This window comes from Nocardioides sp. BP30, assembly GCF_029873215.1.
In the GTDB taxonomy this organism is placed as follows: Bacteria; Actinomycetota; Actinomycetes; order Propionibacteriales; family Nocardioidaceae; genus Nocardioides.
In genome coordinates, this window is sequence record NZ_CP123620.1 from 2780223 (window position 1) to 2802166 (window position 21944).

A 21944-nucleotide genomic window follows, 5' to 3' on the forward strand; every position below is an offset into this window, starting at 1 on the left:
ACGTGTTCGCCATGCTAGCAGGTGGGCCGAAACGAGCCTCCCCCGCGCGGCTCGGTGGTGCCAGGATGGCTCCGTGACCATGTCCGCCGCCACCGAGGCCGATCAGCTGCGCGCCGCTTCGCGCCGGCTGGTGCGCACCGTCGACGCACTGTCCGACGACGACTGGGCCGCGCCGAGCCGCCTGCCGGGGTGGAGCCGTGCCCACGTGGTGGCGCACCTCGCCCTCAACGCGGAGGGCCTCGCGGGAGCGGTGACGGGCGCCGTCGAGGGCCGGCCCGTACCGATGTACGTCTCCGACGAGCGCCGCGACGGCGACATCGAGGCGCTGGCCGTGGCGGCGCCCGACCGGCTGCGCGACAGGCTCTTCGGCGGCGTGACGACGCTGCTGCAGGCCCTGGCACTGTTGGCACAGGCGCCCGAGGAGGTGGACGCGGCGATGATCGACCGGACGCCGGGTGGCAGGCGCTTCCCGGTCGCGCGGGTCGCCACGATGCGGTGGCGCGAGGTCGAGATCCACCACGTCGACCTCGGTCGGGGCTACTCCCCCGCCGACTGGCCGGCGGAGTTCAGCAGGGCGCTCTTGGAGGAGACAGCGCGCCGCCACCGGGACACGGTCGATGCGACGGTCGTCGCCACCGACCTGGACTGGACGCTGCCGCTGGGCAGCGGCCGGCCCACCGTCACCGGTGCGGCACACGGGCTGGCATGGTGGCTCACCGGAAGGGCGCCGTACCCGGGTGCCGAGGTGACCAGCGAGAGCGGCGTCCTGCCGAGGATCGAGGCGATGTGAGCTACACCGGAGAGGTGACGCCGGGCGGCGCGCCCGACGTCCGCGAGCTGGCCGACCTGACCATCACCAAGGTGGCGGTGGACGAGCGGATGGCCAACAACTGCTACCTCCTGCGCTGCCGGGCGACGGGCGAGCAGTTGCTCGTCGACGCCGCGGCGCAGGCCGCGACCCTGCTGCCCCTGATCGGTGCCGGCGGCGGCCTGTCCACCGTCGTGACCACCCACCAGCACTGGGACCACCATCGCGCGCTCGCGGACGTGGTCGCCGTGACCGGTGCGGCCACCGTGGCCGGCGAGCCGGACGCGGCGGCGATCACCGACGCCACCGGCGTGCCGATCACCCGGACCGTGGGCCAGGGCGACACCGTCGCCGTGGGCGAGTGCGTGCTGGAGGTGATCGCGCTGCGCGGCCACACGCCGGGCTCGATCGCCCTGCTCTACAGCGACCCCCACGGCACCCCGCACCTCTTCACCGGCGACAGCCTCTTTCCCGGCGGCGTCGGCAACACCCAGAAGGACGAGGCGCGCTTCACCCAGCTGATCGACGACGTGGAGGAGCGGATCTTCCAGCGGCTGCCCGACAGCACGTGGTTCTACCCCGGCCACGGCGACGACTCCACGCTGGGAGCCGAGCGGCCACACCTCGCCGAGTGGCGCGAACGGGGCTGGTGAGCCGGCTGTTCGCCCAAGGCGAACGCCGTCGTCACGACGACGAGCGCGGGCCTAGCGTGGGTCGCATGGGCCAGGTCTTCGAGTTCCCGCAGCGACCCCAGCCGAGCGAGCCCGCGGCCGAGCCGCTGTGGCGAGACGCCGTGGGTGAGGTGCTCCGCGACGAGCGCCGCACCCAGGACCGCACCCTGGCCGACGTGGCCGGCGCGGCAGGGGTGTCCACGCAGTACCTCTCGGAGGTCGAACGCGGCCGCAAGGAGGCCAGCTCCGAGGTCCTCGGCGCGGTGTCGGGCGCGCTCGGACTGCGCCTGATCGACCTGACGGGCCGGGTCACCCGCCGCCTCGCCGCCGGCCGGCTCAGCGGCCCGGTCTGCCTGGCCGCCTGAGCCGGCCGCACGGCTCACGCCACGCCCCGTGGCCTCCTGCTGGCGATCACGGCGTCGGCGACGCCGTACCTGACCGCCTCCTCGGCGGTGAGGACGAGGTCGCGATCGGTGTCCCGGTGCACCTCCCCCACCCCGCGGCCGGTGTGCCGGGCCAGGACCGTCTCCAGCTCGGTGCGCAGCCGCAGGATCTCCTTGGCCGCCACCTGGAGGTCGGGTACGTCGCCGCGCGTGCCGCCCTGCGCCGGCTGCTCGAGCACGACGCGCGCGCGGGGCAGCACGGTGCGCTGCCCCGGCGCACCGGCCGCCAGCAGCACGGCGGCCGCTCCGCGAGCCTGCCCGACGCAGGTGGTGGCCACGGGCGAGGCGATGAACTCCATCGTGTCGTAGACGGCCAGCATCGCCGTCGGATCGCCGCCGGGACTGTTCAGGTAGAGGCTGATCGGCGACTCGGGGCTGTCGGACTCCAGATGCAGCAGCTGGGCGATCACCACGTTGGCGACCCCGTCGTCGATCGGCGTGCCGACGTAGACGATGCGCTCGCCCAGCAGCCTGCTGTAGATGTCGACCGCGCGCTCGCCCTGCCGGGTTCGCTCCACCACCGACGGGATCGTGTAGCTGCTCATCGCGCGATCCCGAACGCGGTGCCACGACGGGCCGGCGCGACCGACTCCACGTCGTCGAGCACCTCGTCGACCAGGCCGTACTCGCGTGCCTCCTGGGCGGTGAACCAGCGGTCCCGCACCGAGTCCGCGTCCACCTGCTCGATGCTCCGCCCGGTCCGCTCCGCCGTGATGGCCAGCATCCGGCGGGTCATCCGCTCCAGGCGGGTGGCCTGCACCTCGATGTCCGCCGCACTCCCGCCGATCCCGGCCGAGCCCTTGTGCAGCAGCACCTCGGCGTTCGGCAGCACGAAGCGCTTGCCCGGCGTACCGGCCGTCAGCAGGAACTGACCCATGCTGGCGGCCAGGCCCATGCCCAGCGTGGCGACGTCGTTGGGAATCAGCTGCATCACGTCGAAGATCGCCATCCCGGCCGTCACGGAACCGCCCGGGCTGTTGATGTAGAGGCTGATGTCCCGGTGTGGGTCCTCCGCGGCGAGCAGGAGCAGCTCGGCGCAGATCCGATTGGCGATCGGGTCGTCGACCTCCTGGCCGAGGACGATGATGCGCTGGTGCAGCAGCCGCGCGGTCAGCTGGTCGTCGAGAGCGCCGAGCGGGTGTTCCTGGGTCTGTGTCATGCGGCCAGCCTGACCGGGTTCGGCGTACGGGCCCAGCGGATCTGCTGAGGGCAGATCCGCCCTCAGCAGCGGGACCGGCTCAGCGTCTCGTGACCATCTTGGCCAGGCCGACCAGGGAGCCGGCGAGCACGTTGCCCATCGCGTAGTGGTCGTCCCACAGCTCGATCCGGCCCGCGCGCACGTGGAAGGTCCCGCAGACCCAGAACGACGCCTCCCACCGGCCGATCCGCAGGAAGTCGGTCCGATCGGTGAGGACCACGTCGCCGTCGGCGGCGAGGTGGTGCATGTCGGCCCGGAACCGGATGTGGCGCCGCTCCAGGTCGAGCAGGACCCGGCGCATGCGGCGACCGCGCAGGGTCGGCAGGCCGGTGTTGCGCCACTGGGCGTCGGGAGTCAGCATCTCGACCGCCTCGGCGGCGCGGCCGTTCTCGAGCAGGGACAGGAAGTCGCGGACGACGACGGTGGAGTCGGTCATGTCACGCGACGGTACTGGCCGCGCGGCCGCGCCGATAGGGCCGGCCGATCCGTTCGGCCGATCCGCCCGGCCGATAGGCTCACGACGTGATCGAGCTCCGCACCCCTACCCAGATCGAGCAGATGCGGCCGGCCGGCCGATTCGTCGCCGACGTCCTCCTCGCGTTGAAGGAGAAGGCCGATGTCGGCGTCAACCTGCTGGAGCTCGACGAGCTCGCCCACCGGATGATCCGTGAGCGCGGCGCGGAGTCCTGCTACATCGACTACCACCCGAGCTTCGGCGCCAGCCCCTTCGGCAAGGTGCTGTGCACCAGCGTCAACGACGCCGTGCTCCACGGCCTGCCGTTCGACTACGCGCTCCAGAGCGGTGACCTCCTCAGCGTCGACTTCGCGGCCAGCGTCGACGGCTGGGTCGCCGACAGTGCCCTCTCCGTCGTCGTCGGTACGCCGCGACAGGAGGACCTCGACCTGATCGAGACCACCACCCGCGCCCTCGAGGCCGGCATCGGTGCCGCGCAGGCCGGCAACCGGATCGGCGACATCTCGCATGCGATCGCCGAGGTGGCGCGGGCAGCGGGCCTGGGTATCAACACCCAGTTCGGCGGCCACGGTGTCGGCCGGACCATGCACGGAGACCCGCACGTGCCCAACGACGGACGCCCGGGTCGTGGCTTCAAGCTGCAGCCCGGTCTGGTGATCGCGATCGAGCCGTGGTTCCTGCACACCACCGACGAGATCTACACCGACAAGGACGGCTGGACGCTGCGCAGCAAGGACGGCTCCCGCGGCGCCCACATGGAGCACACGGTGGCGGTCACGGCCGACGGGCCGCTGGTGCTGACGGCTCGCGACTGAGCGTCGGGATAGTCCGGGGCGGAAATCAGGGATCTTCGGCGATCACCCCTGATTTGCGCCCCGGACTACCCCAACCCGTCGACCGGCTCCTCGAGCCGCAACAGCGCCGGTAGTGCCGCGGCGAGGGCGGCCCGCTCGTCGGCGGACAAGGCTCCGATGCGCCGACGCAGGGCCGCGATCCGGACCCCCGACCCCTCGGTCACCACCCGCCTGCCCTCGGCGGAGAGCCGCACGAGCAGCGCGCGGCCGTCGTGCGGGTCGGGTGCGCGCAGCACCAGACCGCGGTCCTCCAGCGCGTTGAGCACCCGCGTCATCGACGCACCGGCGATGCCCTCGGCCTCGGCCAGGGCGGTGGCACGCATCGGGCCGTGATCGGCCAGCTGCCGCATCGCGCTGAACAGCCCGACCGAGAGCGGGGCGTCGCCCTGCTCGCGTCGCAGCGAGCGCACCAGCCGACCGAGCGCGACGTACAGGTCCCCGGGCAGGTCCCCGGGCAGGTCCCCGGGCAGGTCCCCGGGCACGTCGGCCGGCCTGCCGTGGCGGCCGCTCACTCCTGCTCCGGCGACGCAGTGCCGGCGGTCGCCTCGGCGCCCACCGGCTCGTCCTGGTGGACGTACTTGCCGCCGGCGAAGAACGATGCGACCGCGGCGAGCACGCACATGCCGGCCGCGGCGCCGAACACCACGATCAGGCCGTGGTGGAAGGGCTCCGACATCAGCTGGGGGAAGAACTTCTTGCCGGTCAGTGTCGTGACGTCGGGCGAGCCGAGCGGGATACCGGCCTGCTGGAGCTGGTCGAGGATCGTCTGGATCGGGTTGAACCCGAGGAACGAGGCGAACAGCGACGCCACCGGCGGGAGCTGCCCGGCCGCCGTCGCGGCCTGGTCGGAGACGCCGTGCGCCTGCAGCCCCCCGGTCAGCGAGGTCGGCAGCTTGGCCGCCAGACCGGCGATCATCAGCGAGAAGAACACGCCGATCGACAGCGAGGAGCCGGCGTTGAAGAAGGTGCCGCGCATGCCGGAGGCGGCACCACGCTGGTTGGCGGGCACGGAGTTCATGATCGCGGAGACGTTCGGCGCCGCGAACAGGCCCGAGGCCAGACCGTTGAGCAGCAGGAGCAGCGCGAACTCCCAGTAGTCGAAGCTCACCGGAATGAGCAGGAACCCGATGAACGTCGCCGCGACGAGCAGCATCCCGCCGGTCGCGAACAGGCGCGCGCCGAACCGGTCGGAGAGGACCCCCGCGATCGGCCCGGCGACGAGGAAGCCGATGGTCAGCGGCAGCAGGTAGATGCCCGCCCACAGCGGGGTGTCGGCGTAGGAGTAGCCGTGCAGCGGCAGCCAGATGCCCTGGAGCCAGATGATCAGCATGAACTGCATCCCGCCGCGCGCGATCGAGGAGAGCAGCCCGGCGAGGTTGCCGGCCCAGAACGGCCGGATCTTGAACAGGCTCATCGCGAACATGGGATCGGCCACCCGGGTCTCGATCCAGCAGAAGAGCGCCAGCAGGGCGGCACCGCCGATGATGCCGGCGAGGACCCAGGGATTGGTCCAGCCCATGGTGTGGTCGCCGTACGGCTGGATGCCGTAGGTGATGGCGACCAGGATCGCTGTCAGCCCGATCCCGAAGGTGAGGTTGCCCGGGAGGTCGAGACTGCCTTCGCGCCGGACGCCGGTCTCGTGCAGCGACTTGTAGGACCACACCGTCCCGAGCACCCCGATCGGCACCGAAACCCAGAAGACCAGCCGCCAGTCGATCTCGGAGAGCACGCCACCCACGATCAGCCCGATGAACGAGCCGGCCACCGCGGCGACGTTGTTGATGCCCAGCGCCATCCCGCGCTGAGCGGCCGGGAAGGCGTCGGTGAGGATCGCCGTGGAGTTGGCGAAGAGCATCGCCCCACCGACACCCTGGATGACGCGCCCGACGATCAGCCACAGGGCGCCCGCCCCGCCGGTGAACGGATCGAGGGAGAGGTAGACCGAGGCGATCGAGAACACCACGAAGCCGAGGTTGTAGATCTTCACCCGGCCGTACATATCCCCGAGCCGGCCCAGCATCACCACCAGCACCGCCGAGACGACCAGGAAGCCCATGATCATCCAGAGCAGGTAGCTGACGTTGCCAGCACCCAGCGGATCGACCTTGATCCCCTTGAAGATCGCCGGCAGCGAGATGATCACGATCGAGCTGTTGATCGTGGCGATCAGGATCCCGAGGGTGGTGTTGGACAAGGCCACCCAGCGGTACGACGGGTGGTCGGCAGCGATCCAGCCGCGCTGGCTCGAGGATGAGGTCACTCGGGCCATATTACTTCACTTCTGCTAACTAAATTGCCGCGGCCGCTCCCGGGCCCGGCTCCGGTGGGGTGGCCTAGGCTGCCCAGCATGGAAAGGGACCTGACCGACGCCACCCGGATGCACCGCTCCGGACCGGCGACCGAGAAGCTGACCCGAGCACTGGCCGACCTGAGCATCGCCCGGCTGTGCGATCCCGTCCCGCTCGACGGTGCGAGCACCTTCGAGGCGCTGCAGGCGGCCGCCGGCCAGACGGTGACCGACGCCGGCATCGGTGCCGACGCAGCCGTCGAGCTCTGGGACGAGGTGCTCTCCCGTGCCTGCATCTCGACCGACTTCCACGGCTACCTGGCCTTCATCCCCAGCGCACCCACCAAGGCGGCGGCTGCCTTCGACATGCTCATCGGAGCCTCCAGCGTGTACGGCGGCAGCTGGCTGGAGGGGTCGGGTGCGGTCTACGCCGAGAACCAGGCGTTGCGCTGGCTCGCCGATCTCGCCGGCCTGCCCGAGGAGGCGGGAGGGGTGTTCGTGCAGGGCGGCACCTCCGGCAACCTCTCGGCGCTCGTGGCGGCCCGATCGGCCGCCCAGCACCGCCGCGGCAGTCGGCCCGTCCGCTGGGCCGTGCTGCTCAGTGACGAGACCCATTCCTCGGTCAAGCACTCCCTGGAGTCGGTGATGGACGTCGACGTGGTCGTCGTCCCCGGTGACGAGCGCGGGCGCGTCACCGGCGCCGCCGTCGCGGCGTGGGCGGCCGATGCCTCCGCCGAGGAGCTGGATGCGGTCTTCGCCGTGGTCGCCACCGCCGGCACCACCAACGTCGGCGTGGTCGATGACATCGCCGGGATCGCCGACGTCTGCGAGCAACACGGATGGTGGCTCCACGTCGACGGCGCGTACGGCGGGGCTGCGCTCGCCGCGCCCTCGGTCAGGCACCTGTTCGACGGCGTCGAGCGTGCCGACTCCTTCATCGTCGATCCGCACAAGTGGCTCTACGCGCCCTTCGACGCCTGCGCGCTGCTCTACCGCGACCCGGTGCTGGCCCGCGCCGCGCACACCCAGAAGGCGGGCTACCTCGACCCGGTCAACGTGGAGGGCGAGTGGAATCCCAGCGACTTCGCCGTCCAGCTCAGCCGCCGCGCGCGCGGCCTGCCGTTCTGGTTCTCGCTGGCCGTGCACGGCACCGACGCCTACCGCGCGGCGATCGAGCACACCCTCGCCATGGCCGCCGACGCCCGCCGGATGATCGACCGGGCCGACCACCTGCGGCTCCTGGTCGAGCCGGATCTGAGTGTGCTGATCTTCGAGCGGGTGGGCTGGTCCGCCGACGACTACGCGCAGTGGAGCGCACGACTGCTGCGCGAGGGCACCGCCTTCGTGACCCCGACGCGGCACCACGGCCAGGTGTGCACCCGGATCGCGGTGGTGAACCCGATGACGACGCTGGCCGACATCGAGCTGGTGCTCGCATCGATGCGCTGAGCGAGGCGTCGGAGCCCCACCGCCGACGGCCTGCGAGAATGGCCGGCATGTCCGGTGCCTTGAGTCAGCGCGAGAGCGAGATCCTGACCTTCGAGCGGTCCTGGTGGTCGGCCGGCGGCGCCAAGGAGACGGCCATCCGCGAGCGGTTCGACCTGAGCGCTGCCCACTACTACCGGCTCCTGGGCGAGCTGATCGACCGTCCGGAAGCGCTGGAGCAGGACCCCCTGCTGGTGCGCCGGCTCCGCCGCCAACGTCTTGCCCGGCAGCGCGCCCGCTCGGTACGGCGGGCCCGGGGCTAGCCCGTTCGGGCTAGATCACCCGGTCCTCTCGGGTGATCTTCGCCCTGGGACGGTGACAGGCGCCCGCGGGCCGGTTAATGTTTCATTCGTTGAACCGCTGGTGACCCGAGACGCCAGCGGTTCAGCTCATTTCAGGAGTCGTACGCCAGGTCCTCGTCATGCGTGCCCGGGCGCGGTGCCCACGGCAGCTCCTTGGCGGGGCGGACCACCACGAGCCGGTCGCCGCGGGCGAGCTGGGTGACCACCGGGTCGAAGTAGCGGAAGACCTTCTCGTCGCGCACGACGGCGATCACCTGGTCGGGCAGCTGCTGGGGCTGCTTGCCCACCTCGTTCACCAGCAGGCCGCGTTCGGCCACCTCGAGACCCTCGCCGTAGGTCAGCAGGTCCTCCATCACCGAGCCGAGGGTCGGACTCAGCGACGAGAGACCCAGCAGGCGTCCGACCGCGTCGGAGCTGGTGATCACCGAGTTCGCACCCGACTGCTTCATCAGCGGGGCGTTCTCCTGCTCCCGGGCCGAGGCGACGATCCATGCCTCCGGGTTGAGCTGGCGCACGGTGAGCGTGGCCAGGACGTTGGAGTCGTCGCGGTCGGTCGTGATGATGACCTGCTGCGCCCGCTCGACGCCCGCGCGCTGCAGCACGTCGCGGCGGGTGGCATCGCCCGTCACGACCGCGAGCCCGTCGGCGTGCGCCTCCTGCAGCGCCGAGGCCGCCGGGTCGACGATCACGATCCGGTCCCGGTCCTGGCCGTTGTTGACCAGCGTCTGCACGGCGCTGCGCCCCTTGGTCCCGTAGCCGACGACCACGACGTGGTTGCTCATGTTCTTCCTCCAGCGTGCGATCCGGAACACGTCCCGGCGACGGAACGCCAGGATCTCCATCGTGGTGGTGATGAGCAGGATCAAGAAGGCGATCCGCAACGGCGTCACGACCAGCGCGTTCACCAGGCGCGCCGCGTCCGTGGCGGGGGCGATGTCCCCGAAGCCGGTCGTGCTCAGCGTCGTGGCGGAGTAGTAGAACGAGTCCAGGAGGCTCACCTGCCCGACCGGGTCGTTGCCGTCCTGGTAGCCGTCCCGCTGGAGGTACACGAGCAGCACCACGACGGCGAGGATGGCCACGCCGATGAGGATCCGCCGCATCAGGTGCCACCACGGCGACCGGTAGCGCTCGGGAAGCGACACCCGCCCTCGCGCACGACCCTGGTGCACACTCTCCACATCGGACACGAGCGCAATCTATCGCGCTGCGCTCTAGGCTCTCGTCCATGGCATCCACGCTCCCGGGCACGGTTCCCTCCCGCACCGACCTCCGCTCCGTCACCAACCAGGCCCCGCCGCTGGTCGGCCACAACGTGGTGACGAGCGACGCGGCGCTGCGCGAGGCGGTCCTGCGGCACGGTGACGCCGGCGTACTGGACACCCTGCTCGCGCTCGGCGCGGAGGCCGGCACCGCCGACGCGCGCGAGCACGGCCTGCTCGCCAACCAGCACTCCCCCGTGCTGGTCAACTACGACCGCTACGGCAACCGGGTCGACGAGGTGACCTTCCATCCCTCCTGGCACTGGCTGATGGAGCGCGCCGTCGGGCACGGCCTCGCCGCGGCGCCCTGGGAGCGGCAGCAGGACGGCGACGCGCACGCTCACCTGCGCCGTGCGGCGGGCTTCCTGGCGTGGTCGCAGACGGAGCCGGGCCACGGCTGCCCGATCTCGATGACGTACGCCGCGGTGCCCGCCCTGCGCGCCGACGCAGCGCTGGCCGCGGAGTGGGCGCCGCTGCTGGCCTCGCTCCGCTACGACCCCGGTCTGCGGCCCGCCTCGGCGAAGCTCGGCGTGCTCGCCGGCATGGGCATGACGGAGAAGCAGGGCGGCTCCGACGTCCGCGCGAACCTCACCCTTGCGCGCCCGACAGGCGTCGAGGGTGAGTACGCCCTCTACGGCCACAAGTGGTTCACCTCCGCGCCGATGAACGACGTGTTCCTGGTGCTGGCCCAGGCGCCCGGAGGTCTGACCTGCTTCGTGATGCCGCGCGTGTTGCCGGACGGCTCCGCGAACCGACTCGACGTCGTACGGCTCAAGGACAAGCTGGGCAACAGGTCGAACGCCTCCTCCGAGCTGGAGTTCGACGGCACCCTGGTGCGCCGTCTCGGCGAGGAGGGCCGCGGCGTCCGCACGATCATCGAGATGGTGGCCGCCACCCGTCTGGACTGCGTGCTGGGATCGGCGTCGCTGATGCGCAAGGCCGTCGCCGAGGCGTCCTGGCACGTGGCGCACCGCTCGGCCTTCGGGTCCCGGCTCGCCGACAAGCCGCTGATGCGCAACGTGATCGCCGACCTCGCCCTCGAGTCGGAGGCAGCGACGGCGCTCGCGCTGCGGTTGGCCGCCGCGGTCGACCGGGCCGACGACCCGGCCGAGGCAGCCCTGCGCCGGCTCGCCCTGCCGCTGGCCAAGTTCTGGGTCTGCAAGCGCACGCCGGGCATGGTGGCCGAGGCGCTGGAGTGCCTGGGCGGGAACGGCTATGTCGAGGAGTCCGGACTGCCACTGCTCTACCGGGAGGCGCCGCTGAACTCGGTATGGGAGGGCTCGGGCAACGTCAACGCGCTGGACGTCCTGCGGGCGCTCTCGCGCGAGCCGGAGGCGCTGGACGCCTACCTCGCCGAGGTGGGCAGCGCCCGCGGTGCGAACGCGGACTTCGACCGGGCCATCGAGGACCTGCTTGCCCTGCTGGGCACGCTGATGGGCTCCCCCGACGAGCTGGAGAGCTCCGCCCGTCGGCTGGCCGGGCGGATGGCGGCCGTGCTGCAGGGCTCGCTGCTGGTCCGGCACGCACCGGCCGAGGTGGCCGACGCGTTCTGTGCGTCGCGACTCGGCGCCGGCCACGACGGCACGTACGGGATGCTCGCCGGCGGCGACCTCGCCGCCCTGGTCCAGCGGACCACGCCGACGCTCTCCTAGCCGGTCGGCGCGCTGGACGGCCCTCGCCGAGCGTGCTCGAGACGCCTCGGCACGCTCGGCGGACGGCCGACGCGGCCCGCTCAGGCCAGGTCGAGGCCCGGGTAGAGCGGGTGCCGCTCGAGCAGCTCCGCGCTGGCGGCCCGGGTCCGCTCCGCGACACCGTCGCCGAGCACGTAGGACGCCTTGGAGGGCTCGCCGGCCTTCGTCGTACCGGGCTCGGTGTTCTTCAGGACGTCGACGATCAGCTCGGCGACCTTGTCGAACTCGTCGTGCCCGAAGCCGCGGGTGGTCAGGGCGGGCGTGCCGAGGCGGACGCCGGAGGTGTACCAGGCGCCGTTCGGGTCGGCCGGGACCGAGTTGCGGTTGGTCACGACACCCGCGTCGAGCAGGGCCGACTCGGCCTGGCGGCCGGTGAGGCCGAACGAGCTGACGTCGAGGAGCACCAGGTGGTTGTCGGTACCGCCGGTGACCAGCTTCGCGCCACGCTCGAGGAAGCCCGCCGCCAGCGACTGGGCGTTGTCCGCGATGTTCTGCGCGTAGGTGCGGAACGAGTCCTGGCGCGCCTCGGCGAAGGCGACGGCCTTGGCGGCCATCACGTGCGACAACGGGCCGCCCAGCACCATCGGGCAGCCGCGGTCCACGCTCGGGGCGTACTCCTCCGTCGCCAGGATGAAGCCGCCGCGCGGGCCGCGCAGCGACTTGTGCGAGGTGGAGGTGACGACGTGGGCGTGCGGGATCGGGTCCTCGTCGCCGGTGAAGACCTTGCCCGCGACGAGTCCGGCGAAGTGCGCCATGTCCACCATCAGGGTGGCGCCGACCTCGTCGGCGATCTCGCGCATCTTGGCGAAGTCCACCCGACGCGGGTAGGCGGAGTAGCCCGCCACCAGGATCAGCGGCTTGAACTCCTTGGCCTTCGCACGCACGGCGTCGTAGTCGATCAGCCCGGACTCCGGGTCGGTGCCGTACTGGTTCTGGTGGAACATCTTGCCCGAGATGTTCGGCCGGAAGCCGTGGGTGAGGTGTCCGCCAGCGTCGAGCGACATGCCGAGGAGGCGCTGGTTGCCGAGCTCGGACCGCAGCCTCTCCCAGTCGGCCTCGGTGAGGTCGTTCATGTTCTTCACCCCGGCGTCCTGCAGCCAGGGACCCTCCACGCGGTGCGCCAGGATCGCCCAGTACGCCGTCAGGTTGGCGTCGATGCCCGAGTGCGGCTGCACGTAGGCGTACTCCGCGCCGAACAGCTCGCGGGCGTGCTCAGCGGCGAGGGCCTCCACGGTGTCGACGTTCTGGCAACCGGCGTAGAAGCGGTGGCCGACCGTGCCCTCGGCGTACTTGTCGCTGAACCAGGTGCCCATCGTCATGAGCACTGCCGGCGAGGCGTAGTTCTCCGACGCGATCAGCTTGAGCGAGGCACGCTGGTCGGCCAGCTCCTTGCGGGTGGCCTCGGCGACCCGGGGCTCGACCGAGGCGATCACCTCGAGGGCCTGCTGATACGCGGAGCTGGTCAGGGACGAGAGGTCAGCCATGGTGCTGATCCTAGTGACACGGAGGCGGATCGCGCCGACTCGCGGTAGCGGCCGCCCAGGGTGACGTGGGCCACAACGGCCCGCTCCGAGCGTGCAGACGTGTTCATATCGCGGACTGAGGTCTCGCTATATGGGATGCGCCCTTGTGGCAACCCCGTCCGAGCAGTGAGACTCCTTGACATGGTCTCCGCCGCAACCCACAAGCACCTCGTGGTCCGTCGCCACGTGGACTTCGGGCGTATGCGCAGCATGATCTGTTGGCCTCGCTGACACCAACGCTCCGCACCGCCGGCGTCTTCCGCCCGGTACGAGCCCGTTGGCCCGCCGCCCGATCGACAAACCACGGGCGCGCGATCGCGAGGACAGTCCCACCCATCCCACCCGGGGCTCCATCGTGACGCGTGTCTTCGAACGCTAGGAACTCTGACACCGATGCCCGACCTGCGCTTCACGGCGAAGACCGCCGCCCAGACCGAGATCCCGCGTCCCAAGCGGGGCGAGGGTCAGTGGGCGCTCGGCTACACCGAGCCGCTCAACAAGAACGAGCAGTCCAAGAAGGACGACGACCCGCTCAACGTCCGCGACCGGATCCTCTACACCTACTCCAAGCGCGGCTTCGACTCGATCGATCCCGCCGACCTGCGCGGCCGGTTCCGCTGGATGGGCCTCTACACCCAGCGCAAGCCCGGCATCGACGGCGGCAAGACGGGTGCCCTGGAGGAGGAGGAGCTGGACGACCGCTTCTTCATGATGCGGATCCGCACCGACGGCGCCCTGCTCTCCCCCGAGGCCATCCGCGCCCTCGGCGGCATCTCGACCGACTTCGCGCGCGGCACCGCCGACATCACCGACCGGCAGAACATCCAGCTGCACTGGGTCGAGATCGAGAAGGTCCCCGAGATCTGGGAGCGGCTCGAGGCGGTCGGTCTCGACACCATCGAGGCCTGCGGCGACAGCCCCCGTCCCTTCCTCGGCTCGCCGGTCGCCGGCGTCGCCAAGGACGAGATCATCGACGGCACCCCCGCCATGGTCGAGATCAAGCGCCGGTTCCTGAACAACCCGGAGTTCTCCAACTTCCCGCGCAAGTTCAAGACCTCGGTCAGCGGACACCCGAGCCTCGACGGCGCGCCCGAGGTCAACGACGTCGCGTTCGTCGGCGTCGAGCACCCCGAGCACGGCCCGGGCTTCGACCTGTGGGTCGGCGGCGGCCTGTCGACCAACCCGATGTTCGCCCAGCGGCTCGGCGTGTGGATCCCGATCGACGAGGTCCCCGACGTGTGGGCCGGCGTGGCCTCCATCTTCCGCGACTACGGCTACCGCCGGCTGCGCTCGAAGGCCCGGCTGAAGTTCCTCGTCGCCGACTGGGGCAACGACAAGTTCCGCGAGGTCCTCGAGAACGAGTACCTCGAGCGGAAGCTGCTCTCCAACCCCTCCCCCGAGGCGGCCACGCGTCCCGGTGACCACATCGGCGTCCACGAGCAGAAGGACGGCAAGTTCTACATCGGCCTGGCGCCGGTCGTCGGCCGGGTCAACGGTGCCCTGCTCACCGGCCTGGCCGACCTGCTGGAGCAGTACGGCGCCGCCGGCGCCCGGCTGACCTCCTACCAGAAGCTGGTCGTGCTCGGCGTCGAGGCCGACCAGGTCGACGCCCTGGTCGCGGACCTGGAGACGATCGGCCTGCAGGCCAACCCGTCGAACTGGCGCCGCTCCACGATGGCCTGCACCGGCATCGAGTTCTGCAAGCTCGCGATCGTGGAGACCAAGCAGCGCGCGGCCGACCTGATCGCGTCGCTGGAGCAGCGCCTTCCGGACCTCGACGTACCGATCACCGTCAACGTCAACGGCTGCCCCAACTCCTGCGCGCGCAGCCAGGTCGCCGACATCGGGCTCAAGGGTCAGCTCGTGCTCGACGACGACGGCCGACAGGTGGAGGGCTTCCAGGTGCACCTCGGCGGCGGCATCGGCGAGATCACCCGGTTCGGGCGCAAGCTGCGTGCGCACAAGGTGACCAGCGCCGGCCTCGACGACTACGTCGAGACAGTGGTGCGCAACTACCTGCGCGACCGCACCGCCGGCGAGAGCTTCGCCGACTGGATCGAGCATGCCGACGAGGCGCTGCTGCGCGGCGACAAGGCACTGGAGGTCGCGCGCTCATGAGTCTCCTGACAGCCGCAGCACGCGCCAACCGCGGTGCGCACACCGACAACCGCACGCCCGAGGAGCTGCGCGAGATCGTCTCCCACTGGGGAGCCGAGCTCGAGCTCGCACCGGCCGAGGTGATCATCGAGTGGGCGGCCGCCACCTTCGGCGAGCGCTTCTGCGTCACCTCCTCGATGGGTGACGCGGTGCTCGCCCACCTGGCCGCCAAGGTGGTCCCCGGGGTCGACGTGGTCTTCCTGGACACCGGCTACCACTTCATCGAGACCATCGGCACCCGCGACGCGGTCGAGGCGACGCTGCCGGTGAACCTGCTGACGATCACGCCGGTGCAGACGGTCGCCGAGCAGGACGCCGAGTACGGCAAGGACCTCTACGCCCGCGACCCCGACCTGTGCTGCGCGCTGCGCAAGGTCAAGCCGCTGGCCGAGGGCCTGGCCCAGTACGACGCCTGGGCCACCGGCCTGCGCCGCGCGGAGACCCACAACCGCGTGATCGCGCCGGTGATCGGGTGGGACGCCAAGAAGCAGAAGGTCAAGGTCTCCCCGATCGCGCGCTGGTCCGACGAGCAGGTCGACCGCTACATCGCCGAGAACGGCGTGCTCGTCAACCCGCTCGTCTACGACGGCTACCCCTCGATCGGGTGCGCGCCCTGCACCCGACGCGTCGCGCCCGGCGACGACCCGCGCAGCGGACGCTGGGCGGGCACCAACAAGACCGAGTGCGGCATCCACACATGATCCGCATCAACCCCGTTACGACCACGAAGGGAGACCGCTGATGGCTGCTCCTGCCCTGGTGGCGCTCGCTCACGGAAGCCGTGACCCCCGTTCGGCCGCCACCATCGACGCCCTCGTCGCGGAGGTCCGGGCGCAGCGGCCCGACCTCCGCATCGAGGCCGCGTTCCTCGACCTGTCGAAGCCGTCCTTCCCCACGGTCGTCGACCGGCTGGTGAAGGCGGGGTACGACGAGATCGTCGTCGTACCGTTGCTGCTGACCGAGGCCTACCACGCCAAGGTCGACGTCCCCTCGGCCATCGCCGAGGTCGGCGCCAAGCACCCGGCCGTCAAGATCCGCGCGACCGCCATCCTCGGTCTGGAGGCGTGCTTCCTCGAGGTGCTCGACGAGCGCCTGCGCACCGCGCTGAGCGCCCAGCGCGTCCGCGAGCTGGACGCGCTGGTGCTGGCGGCCGCCGGCTCCTCGGACCCGCTGGCCAACCAGGCCGTCGCCCGGCTGGCGCGGATCTGGGGCTCGCACCACAAGCTGCCCGTGACCGCTGCGTACGCCTCCTCCGCGCCGCCGGCCACCGGTGAGGCGGTGCGCGCCTTCCGCGCCGAGGGACGCCGGCACATCGCCGTGGCCTCGCTCTTCCTCGCCCCGGGCAGCCTGGTCGACCGGGCCGCCGAGCTGGCCTACGAGGCCGGCGCCGTGGCGGTGTCGGCTCCGCTGGGGGCCCACCCCGAGGTGGCCCGCACCGTGCTGGCGCGCTACGCGGTGGGAGCGGTCGAGCTGGTCCCGGTCTAGGGGACCAGCCGGTCGAGCAGCCGCTCGAGCTCGGTCGCCGGATCGGCCGTGACGCCACCGTGCACGGGCCCGGGCTGGATCACGGTGCTGCGCGGCGCCTTCAGGAAGCCGAACCGACTGCTCTGCGTGTCGGCGAGCACCCGCACGCCGTAGGCGGTCGCCCGCTCACCGCCGCCGCCGGGCGCCTCGCCACGACAGACCATGTCGATCGCTGCCAGCGCCGAGTGCACCGCCACCAGGTCCAGGCCCGGGGCGAACGCGGCGAGCCGGGACGGGTCGACCCGCGACGCGGAGGCGAGGAACCTGGCCTCGGGGCAGTAGAGCACCACCCCCACGTTGACGAACTCCTCACGCTCCACGCGGGGCACGCAGCGCAGCGCGACGTACTGGTAGGGGCTCATGCGGTCGGCTCCCACGGCCGAGGGCCCGCGAGCCGGGCGCGGAGGAACTCCACGTAGTGGGCCCGGAGCTCGGCCGGCGTCGCCGCGCCCGGGACAGGCTCCAGCCATTCGTCCGGCACGTCGTCGACGACCTTCGTCAGCGCGGCGGCGTCCAGTCGCTCGCGCAGTGCCGGCGCCTGCTCGGCGGCGCTGACGGCGTGATCCTTCAGGACGTGCTCGGAGAGGTCGTAGGGCTGGGCGGCGAACCGGTCCGGGCTGCCCACCCCGCCGGGCCAGGAGTGGTGGAAGTAGAGCGAGGCACCGTGGTCGATCGCCTGCACCGTGCCGCCCCACACCAGCAGGTTGGGGTTGCGCCAGCTGCGGTCGACGTTGGCCGTCAGCGCGTCGAGCCACACGATCCGACCGGCGAGGCCGGGCTCCGGCTCGCACGCCGCGTCGTACCCGAACGCACCGGGCAGGAAGTCGATGCCGAGGTTGAGGCCGCTGCTGGCGTTGATCAGGTCCTGGACCTCCTCGTCGGCCTCGTAGCGCGCGATCTCCGCGTCGAGGTCGAGCACCACCTGGTCCGGGGTCGCGATCTCGAGGGTCCGGGCCAGGCCGGCGACGATCACCTCCGCGACCAGCACCCGCAGGCCCTGACCAGCGCCACGGAACTTGCAGACGTAGGTGCCGAGGTCGTCGGCCTCCACGATCCCGGGCAGGCTGCCGCCCTCGCGGAGCGGTGTGACGTAGCGGGTGACAGTGACGCGCGGCAGGCTCACGCGCCCGCCTCGCCGATGGTGTCGTCCATCAGCCGCCTGCGCTCGGCTGCGACGTCGAAGTCGGCGGGTGGCCAGCCGAGGTGGAGGTCCTTCAGGGACTCACGCAGCAGCTCGCCGATGGCCAGGTTGCGGTACCACTTGCGGTCGCTGGGCACGACGTACCAGGGAGCGATGTCGGTGTTCGTGCGCTCCAGCGCGATCTCGTAGGCCCGGGCGTAGTCGGTCCACAGCTGGCGCTCGTCGACATCCCCGGGGTTGTACTTCCAGTGCTTCGTCGGATCGTCGAGCCGCGCGAGCAGGCGCTCCTTCTGCTCGGCGGGCGAGATGTGGAGGAAGCACTTCACGATCGTGGTCCCCTCCTCGACGAGTCGGCGCTCGAAGCCGTTGATCGCGTCGTAGCGGCGCTCGATCTCCGTCATCGGGGCGAGCGAGCGCACCCGGCCGATCAGGACATCCTCGTAGTGCGACCGGTCGAACACCCCGAGATAGCCGGGCCCGGGGACCGCCTTCTCGATCCGCCACAGGAAGTCGTGGGCGCGCTCCTCCTCGGTCGGCGCCTTGAAGGAGGTGATCCGGACGCCGACCGGGTCGACCAGGCCGACCGTGTGCTTGAGGACGCCACCCTTGCCGGAGGTGTCCATGCCCTGGAGCACGAGCAGAAGGCGCCGCGCGCCGACGGCTTCACGCTGGGCGTAGAGCTTCGTCTGCAGCTCCATCAGCTCGGCGCCGAGGTCGAACAGCGCGCGATGGCCGCGCTTCTTGCCGCCGTGGACGCCGGGCGTCGCGCGGGTGGAGTAGGACGACAGCTCGACGCGACCGCGTGGCACCCGCAGATCCTCGAGGAGGCTCATCAGTGCCCGATCCCGCCGTGCCGATCCACCAGCGGCGGCAGCGCCGACCAGGGGAAGTCGATCCACCGGTCGGTACGCCGCCACACGTACTCGGGGTGGATGATCGTCCACGGCTTCTCGTAGATCACCGCGGTGCGCGCCTCGGCGACGTGGCCGGCGCAGAACGCGCGCACGACCTCGAGCGTCTTGCCCGAGTCGGCGACGTCGTCGGCGATGAGGACCTTCAGGCCGGTCAGGTCGATCGCCGCCGGCGTGGGCGGCAGCATCATCGGCACGTCGAGGGTCTCGCCGACGCCGGTGTAGAACTCGACGTTGACGGCCGACAGGTTCTTGATGTCCAGGGCGTAGCCCAGGCCCATGCCGAGGCCGAGACCGCCGCGGGCGATGGACAGCACCATGTCCGGCTCGTAACCGGAGTCGACCACCTGCTGGGCGAGCTCTCGCACAGCCGTGCCGAACAACTCGTAGCTCAGGACTTCGCGCTCGCGTGCACTCACGCGTCGGATTCTGGCACGTCTGCGATCTCGCTGCGGATCACGCTCATCGCCAGGCTCGACGAGTAGCCCTTGCGGGCCAGCATCCCGAGCAGCCGACGGACCTTGGTGGTCTCGTCCAGGCGGCTCATCGTGCGGAGCTTGCGCCGCACGAGCGAGCGCGCGGCCGCCTCCTCGTCGGCAGGATCGACCTCGTCGAGTGCCTCGCGGGCGACGTCGTCGGCGATGCCCTTGCGCCGCAGCTCCTGCGCGAGGGCTCGCCGGGCAAGGCCCTTGCTGCCCTGGCGGCTGTCGATCCACAGTCGGGCGAAGGCGGCGTCGTCGATCAGCCCGACCTCCTCGAACCGATCGAGCAGCGTGGCGGCGATCTCGTCGGGCACGAGCTTCTTGGCGAGCTTGTCCGCGAGCTCCTGGCGACTGCGCGCCTGACCGGTCAGCTGGTCGAGCAGGATCTTGCGTGCGACCGACTCCGGATCCGCCTCGGGGCCACGGGCGACCTCGTCGACCGGCTCGGCCTCCTCACCGGCCGCTCGCCCCGGTCGGGCCGATCCGGCCGGGGCGGAGCGGCGCGTCCACGCCTCCACCCCGGCCGAGACGTCTCCGAGCCACTCCGGCGGATCGGACGGCCACGCCTCGCTCATCGAGGGCCGGGGCTCAGAAGTCGTCGACACCGACCGGCTCGGCCAGCGGGGCCTCGTCGACCGTGGCGCCCACGCCCAGCTTCTCCAGGATCTTCTTCTCGAGCTCGTTGGCGAGGTCGGGATTGTCCTTGAGGAAGGTGCGTGCGTTCTCCTTGCCCTGGCCGAGCTGGTCGCCCTCGTAGGTGAACCAGGCACCGGCCTTGCGGATCAGACCGGCGTCGACACCGACGTCGATCAGGCCGCCCTCGCGGCTGATGCCCTTGCCGTACATGATGTCGAACTCGGCCTGCTTGAACGGCGGGGCGACCTTGTTCTTCACGACCTTGACGCGCGTGCGGTTGCCGACCATGTCGGTGCCGTCCTTGAGCGTCTCGATGCGGCGCACGTCCAGGCGGACCGAGGCGTAGAACTTCAGCGCGCGGCCACCGGTGGTGGTCTCGGGCGAGCCGAACATGACGCCGATCTTCTCGCGCAGCTGGTTGATGAAGATCGCGGTGGTCTTGGACTGGTTGAGCGCGCCGGTCATCTTGCGCAGCGCCTGCGACATCAGGCGCGCCTGCAGGCCGACGTGGCTGTCGCCCATCTCGCCCTCGATCTCGGCGCGCGGCACCAGAGCTGCCACGGAGTCGATGACGATGAGGTCGAGCGCGCCGGAACGGATCAGCATGTCGGCGATCTCCAGCGCCTGCTCACCGGAGTCGGGCTGGCTGACCAGCAGCGCATCGGTGTCGACGCCGAGCGCCTTGGCGTACTCGGGGTCGAGGGCGTGCTCGGCGTCGATGAACGCCACGATGCCGCCGTTGCGCTGGGCGTTGGCGACCGCGTGCAACGCGACGGTCGTCTTACCGGAGGACTCCGGACCGTAGATCTCCACCACACGACCCCGCGGGAGCCCCCCGATGCCGAGCGCGACGTCGAGCGAGATCGCACCGGTCGGGATCACCTCCAGCGGTGCGCGGGAGTCGTCGCCCAGCCGCATGACCGAGCCTTTGCCGTATTGCTTCTCGATGCCTGCGAGCGCCAGCTCGAGGGCCTTGTCGCGGTCTCCACCAGCCATGATGGTCCTTCCCTGCGGGGCCTTGGGGCCCGCCGTCTTCGTCGCGTTTGCTCGTGTCCTCGTCATCAAGGCTGGACGCTAGACGGAGCCACCGACAGTTTCCGCATCGGACCTGTGGAGAAGGTTGCTCGCAGCGTCACCTGTGGATCAATCTAGCCCGAACATCTGTTCGAGCAACCCAAGCGGGACCGGCGTGTCGCGCGTCGTCGCGGGTCGTCGCGGCCCTGGGGTTGAGGCCGGCCGCCGTCTCAACGCTGCGAGGGCGGCAGCTGCAGCGCCTCCCAGACGGCGGCCCAGACCTCCTTGGGCGCATAGCCCGCGGCGAGCGCCTCCTGGGCCGTGTGACCGTCCAGCGCGGCGAGCACGTACTGCGAGGCCCAGACGCCCGCGTAGCCCGGCCCGAGGGCCGCCTCCATCCGCGACCAGAACTCGGTATGACGCATCAGGCTCCCCAGCCGGTGCCGTCGACGTCCCAGCGGTGGTGCACCACGTCGTGCAGGTGGTAGCGCCCCAGCGTCTCGACGGAGAACTCGCTGCCGTTGGAGCGCAGCCCCCGGCGGCTCCACGCGTCCGGCGGGACTGTCTCGTAGAGGTCGGCGACGGCCGTGGCCGCCTCGAGCAGCTCGGTGGCGACCACGGCCGGGTCGGCGAGGTGGTAGGCCTTCTCCCGCGCCGTGGCGTCCTGGTCCCAGTTGGCGAACCGGGGCTCGTCCTCGGCCAGCATCAGCCGGATCCGCTCGGCGAAGACCAGGTGCACGTCGCGGACGTGGGCGCCGTACTCGAGCGGGGACCAGGCGTCGGGCCGCGGCCGGCGGCGCGCGCCCTCGTCGGCCAGGAGCCGCTCCCACACGGTCGCGTTGTCCCGCACGATCGGGGCGAACCGGTCCACCGTCATCGACCACGCCTCGTATCCGCACTCCGGGCAGGTCTCGTTGAGCACCCAGGTCCAGTCCTTGGTGTCGGGCTCGATCGTCTCATCGGAGAGACCCTCGGGCGCGGTGTCGGCGGCGTCGGTCATGCCTCCACTCTGACACGGCCCCGCCGGCGGCCGGGAGGACCGCCCGGGGACGACGCGGCCGGGCCTCCCGGAAGCCCCACGGG

Annotated in this window: 25 protein-coding genes; 10 read left to right on the forward strand and 15 right to left on the reverse strand. The window is 71.2% G+C overall.

Translation table 11 applies throughout. The annotated features are described in order from the left end of the window. Positions 1–79 precede the first annotated feature (79 nt). The 3 genes from P5P86_RS13170 to P5P86_RS13180 all read left to right on the forward strand — a co-directional run bounded on the left by P5P86_RS13170 (position 80) and on the right by P5P86_RS13180 (position 1844). Complete coding sequence (locus P5P86_RS13170; RefSeq protein ID WP_280611263.1) at positions 80–790, forward strand: maleylpyruvate isomerase family mycothiol-dependent enzyme; 711 nt, start codon at positions 80–82, stop codon at positions 788–790. Beyond that, positions 787–1461, forward strand: coding sequence for an MBL fold metallo-hydrolase (locus P5P86_RS13175; protein ID WP_280607895.1), 675 nt, complete (start codon positions 787–789; stop codon positions 1459–1461). Before P5P86_RS13170 ends, P5P86_RS13175 begins: the two co-directional genes overlap by 4 nt. Before the next feature lie 65 nt (positions 1462–1526). Beyond that, positions 1527–1844 carry a helix-turn-helix domain-containing protein gene (locus tag P5P86_RS13180; RefSeq protein WP_280607896.1) on the forward strand — a complete coding sequence of 106 codons (318 nt, stop codon included), beginning with the start codon at positions 1527–1529 and terminating at the stop codon, positions 1842–1844. A gap of 14 nt (positions 1845–1858) precedes the next feature. On the opposite strand, the gene P5P86_RS13185 is transcribed toward P5P86_RS13180, so the two are convergent. The 3 genes from P5P86_RS13185 to P5P86_RS13195 all read right to left on the reverse strand — a co-directional run bounded on the left by P5P86_RS13185 (position 1859) and on the right by P5P86_RS13195 (position 3556). Then, the gene (locus P5P86_RS13185) at positions 1859–2467 is read right to left on the reverse strand and encodes a ClpP family protease (protein WP_280607897.1); all 609 of its coding nucleotides are present in this window, start codon (positions 2465–2467) and stop codon (positions 1859–1861) included. Beyond that, on the reverse strand, positions 2464–3081 hold the full coding sequence (locus tag P5P86_RS13190) for a ClpP family protease (protein ID WP_280607898.1): 618 nt from the start codon (positions 3079–3081) through the stop codon (positions 2464–2466). The genes P5P86_RS13185 and P5P86_RS13190 overlap by 4 nt, the downstream gene beginning before the upstream one ends. A gap of 79 nt (positions 3082–3160) precedes the next feature. After that, complete coding sequence (locus P5P86_RS13195; protein ID WP_280607899.1) at positions 3161–3556, reverse strand: limonene-1,2-epoxide hydrolase family protein; 396 nt, start codon at positions 3554–3556, stop codon at positions 3161–3163. Positions 3557–3642: 86 nt separating this feature from the next. Here P5P86_RS13195 and map point away from each other — a divergent pair, with 86 nt between their 5' ends. Continuing rightward, positions 3643–4410, forward strand: a complete 768-nt coding sequence (map, locus tag P5P86_RS13200; protein ID WP_280607900.1) for a type I methionyl aminopeptidase — start codon at positions 3643–3645, stop codon at positions 4408–4410. A 65-nt stretch (positions 4411–4475) separates the two neighbouring features. Here the strand turns inward: map and P5P86_RS13205 are convergent, their stop codons facing one another. Continuing rightward, entirely contained in the window at positions 4476–4961 is a 486-nt protein-coding gene (locus P5P86_RS13205; RefSeq protein ID WP_280607901.1) for a MarR family winged helix-turn-helix transcriptional regulator, read from the reverse strand. Then, positions 4958–6709 carry an MFS transporter gene (locus P5P86_RS13210; protein ID WP_280607902.1) on the reverse strand — a complete coding sequence of 584 codons (1752 nt, stop codon included), beginning with the start codon at positions 6707–6709 and terminating at the stop codon, positions 4958–4960. Before P5P86_RS13210 ends, P5P86_RS13205 begins: the two co-directional genes overlap by 4 nt. 87 nt (positions 6710–6796) lie before the next feature. Here P5P86_RS13210 and P5P86_RS13215 point away from each other — a divergent pair, with 87 nt between their 5' ends. After that, positions 6797–8185 carry a pyridoxal phosphate-dependent decarboxylase family protein gene (locus P5P86_RS13215; protein WP_280607903.1) on the forward strand — a complete coding sequence of 463 codons (1389 nt, stop codon included), beginning with the start codon at positions 6797–6799 and terminating at the stop codon, positions 8183–8185. A gap of 47 nt (positions 8186–8232) precedes the next feature. Further along, positions 8233–8484: a DUF3263 domain-containing protein gene (locus P5P86_RS13220; RefSeq protein WP_280607904.1), complete on the forward strand. Its 252-nt coding sequence runs from the start codon at positions 8233–8235 to the stop codon at positions 8482–8484. A 131-nt stretch (positions 8485–8615) separates the two neighbouring features. On the opposite strand, the gene P5P86_RS13225 is transcribed toward P5P86_RS13220, so the two are convergent. Next, a complete protein-coding gene (locus P5P86_RS13225) occupies positions 8616–9710 on the reverse strand; it encodes a potassium channel family protein (RefSeq protein ID WP_280607905.1) in 1095 nt (364 codons plus the stop codon). A 38-nt stretch (positions 9711–9748) separates the two neighbouring features. On the opposite strand from P5P86_RS13225, the gene P5P86_RS13230 reads away from it, so the two are divergent. Beyond that, positions 9749–11434, forward strand: a complete 1686-nt coding sequence (locus tag P5P86_RS13230) for an acyl-CoA dehydrogenase family protein (RefSeq protein WP_280607906.1) — start codon at positions 9749–9751, stop codon at positions 11432–11434. Between the two features lie 80 nt (positions 11435–11514). Here P5P86_RS13230 and P5P86_RS13235 read toward each other — a convergent pair whose 3' ends face one another. After that, positions 11515–12957, reverse strand: coding sequence for a glycine hydroxymethyltransferase (locus tag P5P86_RS13235; RefSeq protein ID WP_280607907.1), 1443 nt, complete (start codon positions 12955–12957; stop codon positions 11515–11517). 432 nt (positions 12958–13389) lie between these two features. Here P5P86_RS13235 and P5P86_RS13240 point away from each other — a divergent pair, with 432 nt between their 5' ends. The 3 genes from P5P86_RS13240 to P5P86_RS13250 are packed head-to-tail and all read left to right on the forward strand — an operon-like array spanning position 13390 to position 16638. Further along, a complete protein-coding gene (locus P5P86_RS13240; RefSeq protein ID WP_280607908.1) occupies positions 13390–15114 on the forward strand; it encodes a nitrite/sulfite reductase in 1725 nt (574 codons plus the stop codon). Beyond that, the gene (locus tag P5P86_RS13245) at positions 15111–15854 is read left to right on the forward strand and encodes a phosphoadenylyl-sulfate reductase (protein ID WP_280607909.1); all 744 of its coding nucleotides are present in this window, start codon (positions 15111–15113) and stop codon (positions 15852–15854) included. The genes P5P86_RS13240 and P5P86_RS13245 overlap by 4 nt, the downstream gene beginning before the upstream one ends. Positions 15855–15894: 40 nt before the next feature. Further along, entirely contained in the window at positions 15895–16638 is a 744-nt protein-coding gene (locus P5P86_RS13250) for a sirohydrochlorin chelatase (protein WP_280607910.1), read from the forward strand. Here P5P86_RS13250 and P5P86_RS13255 read toward each other — a convergent pair. The 8 genes from P5P86_RS13255 to P5P86_RS13290 form a co-directional block, all read right to left on the reverse strand. Further along, positions 16635–17039: a DUF3037 domain-containing protein gene (locus tag P5P86_RS13255; protein WP_280607911.1), complete on the reverse strand. Its 405-nt coding sequence runs from the start codon at positions 17037–17039 to the stop codon at positions 16635–16637. The genes P5P86_RS13250 and P5P86_RS13255 overlap by 4 nt on opposite strands. After that, complete coding sequence (locus P5P86_RS13260) at positions 17036–17800, reverse strand: HipA family kinase (RefSeq protein WP_280607912.1); 765 nt, start codon at positions 17798–17800, stop codon at positions 17036–17038. Before P5P86_RS13260 ends, P5P86_RS13255 begins: the two co-directional genes overlap by 4 nt. Then, positions 17797–18651, reverse strand: a complete 855-nt coding sequence (locus P5P86_RS13265; protein WP_280607913.1) for a PPK2 family polyphosphate kinase — start codon at positions 18649–18651, stop codon at positions 17797–17799. The genes P5P86_RS13260 and P5P86_RS13265 overlap by 4 nt, the downstream gene beginning before the upstream one ends. After that, positions 18651–19148 (reverse strand): phosphoribosyltransferase, encoded by a 498-nt coding sequence (locus tag P5P86_RS13270; protein WP_280607914.1) that lies wholly within the window; start codon positions 19146–19148, stop codon positions 18651–18653. The genes P5P86_RS13265 and P5P86_RS13270 overlap by 1 nt, the downstream gene beginning before the upstream one ends. Beyond that, a complete protein-coding gene (locus tag P5P86_RS13275; protein WP_280607915.1) occupies positions 19145–19786 on the reverse strand; it encodes a regulatory protein RecX in 642 nt (213 codons plus the stop codon). The genes P5P86_RS13270 and P5P86_RS13275 overlap by 4 nt, the downstream gene beginning before the upstream one ends. Before the next feature lie 13 nt (positions 19787–19799). After that, entirely contained in the window at positions 19800–20843 is a 1044-nt protein-coding gene (gene recA / locus P5P86_RS13280; RefSeq protein WP_280607916.1) for a recombinase RecA, read from the reverse strand. Positions 20844–21091: 248 nt separating this feature from the next. Then, positions 21092–21286 (reverse strand): DUF3046 domain-containing protein, encoded by a 195-nt coding sequence (locus P5P86_RS13285; RefSeq protein ID WP_280607917.1) that lies wholly within the window; start codon positions 21284–21286, stop codon positions 21092–21094. Beyond that, a complete protein-coding gene (locus tag P5P86_RS13290) occupies positions 21286–21861 on the reverse strand; it encodes a DinB family protein (protein ID WP_280607918.1) in 576 nt (191 codons plus the stop codon). The genes P5P86_RS13285 and P5P86_RS13290 overlap by 1 nt, the downstream gene beginning before the upstream one ends. Positions 21862–21944: the final 83 nt, after the last annotated feature.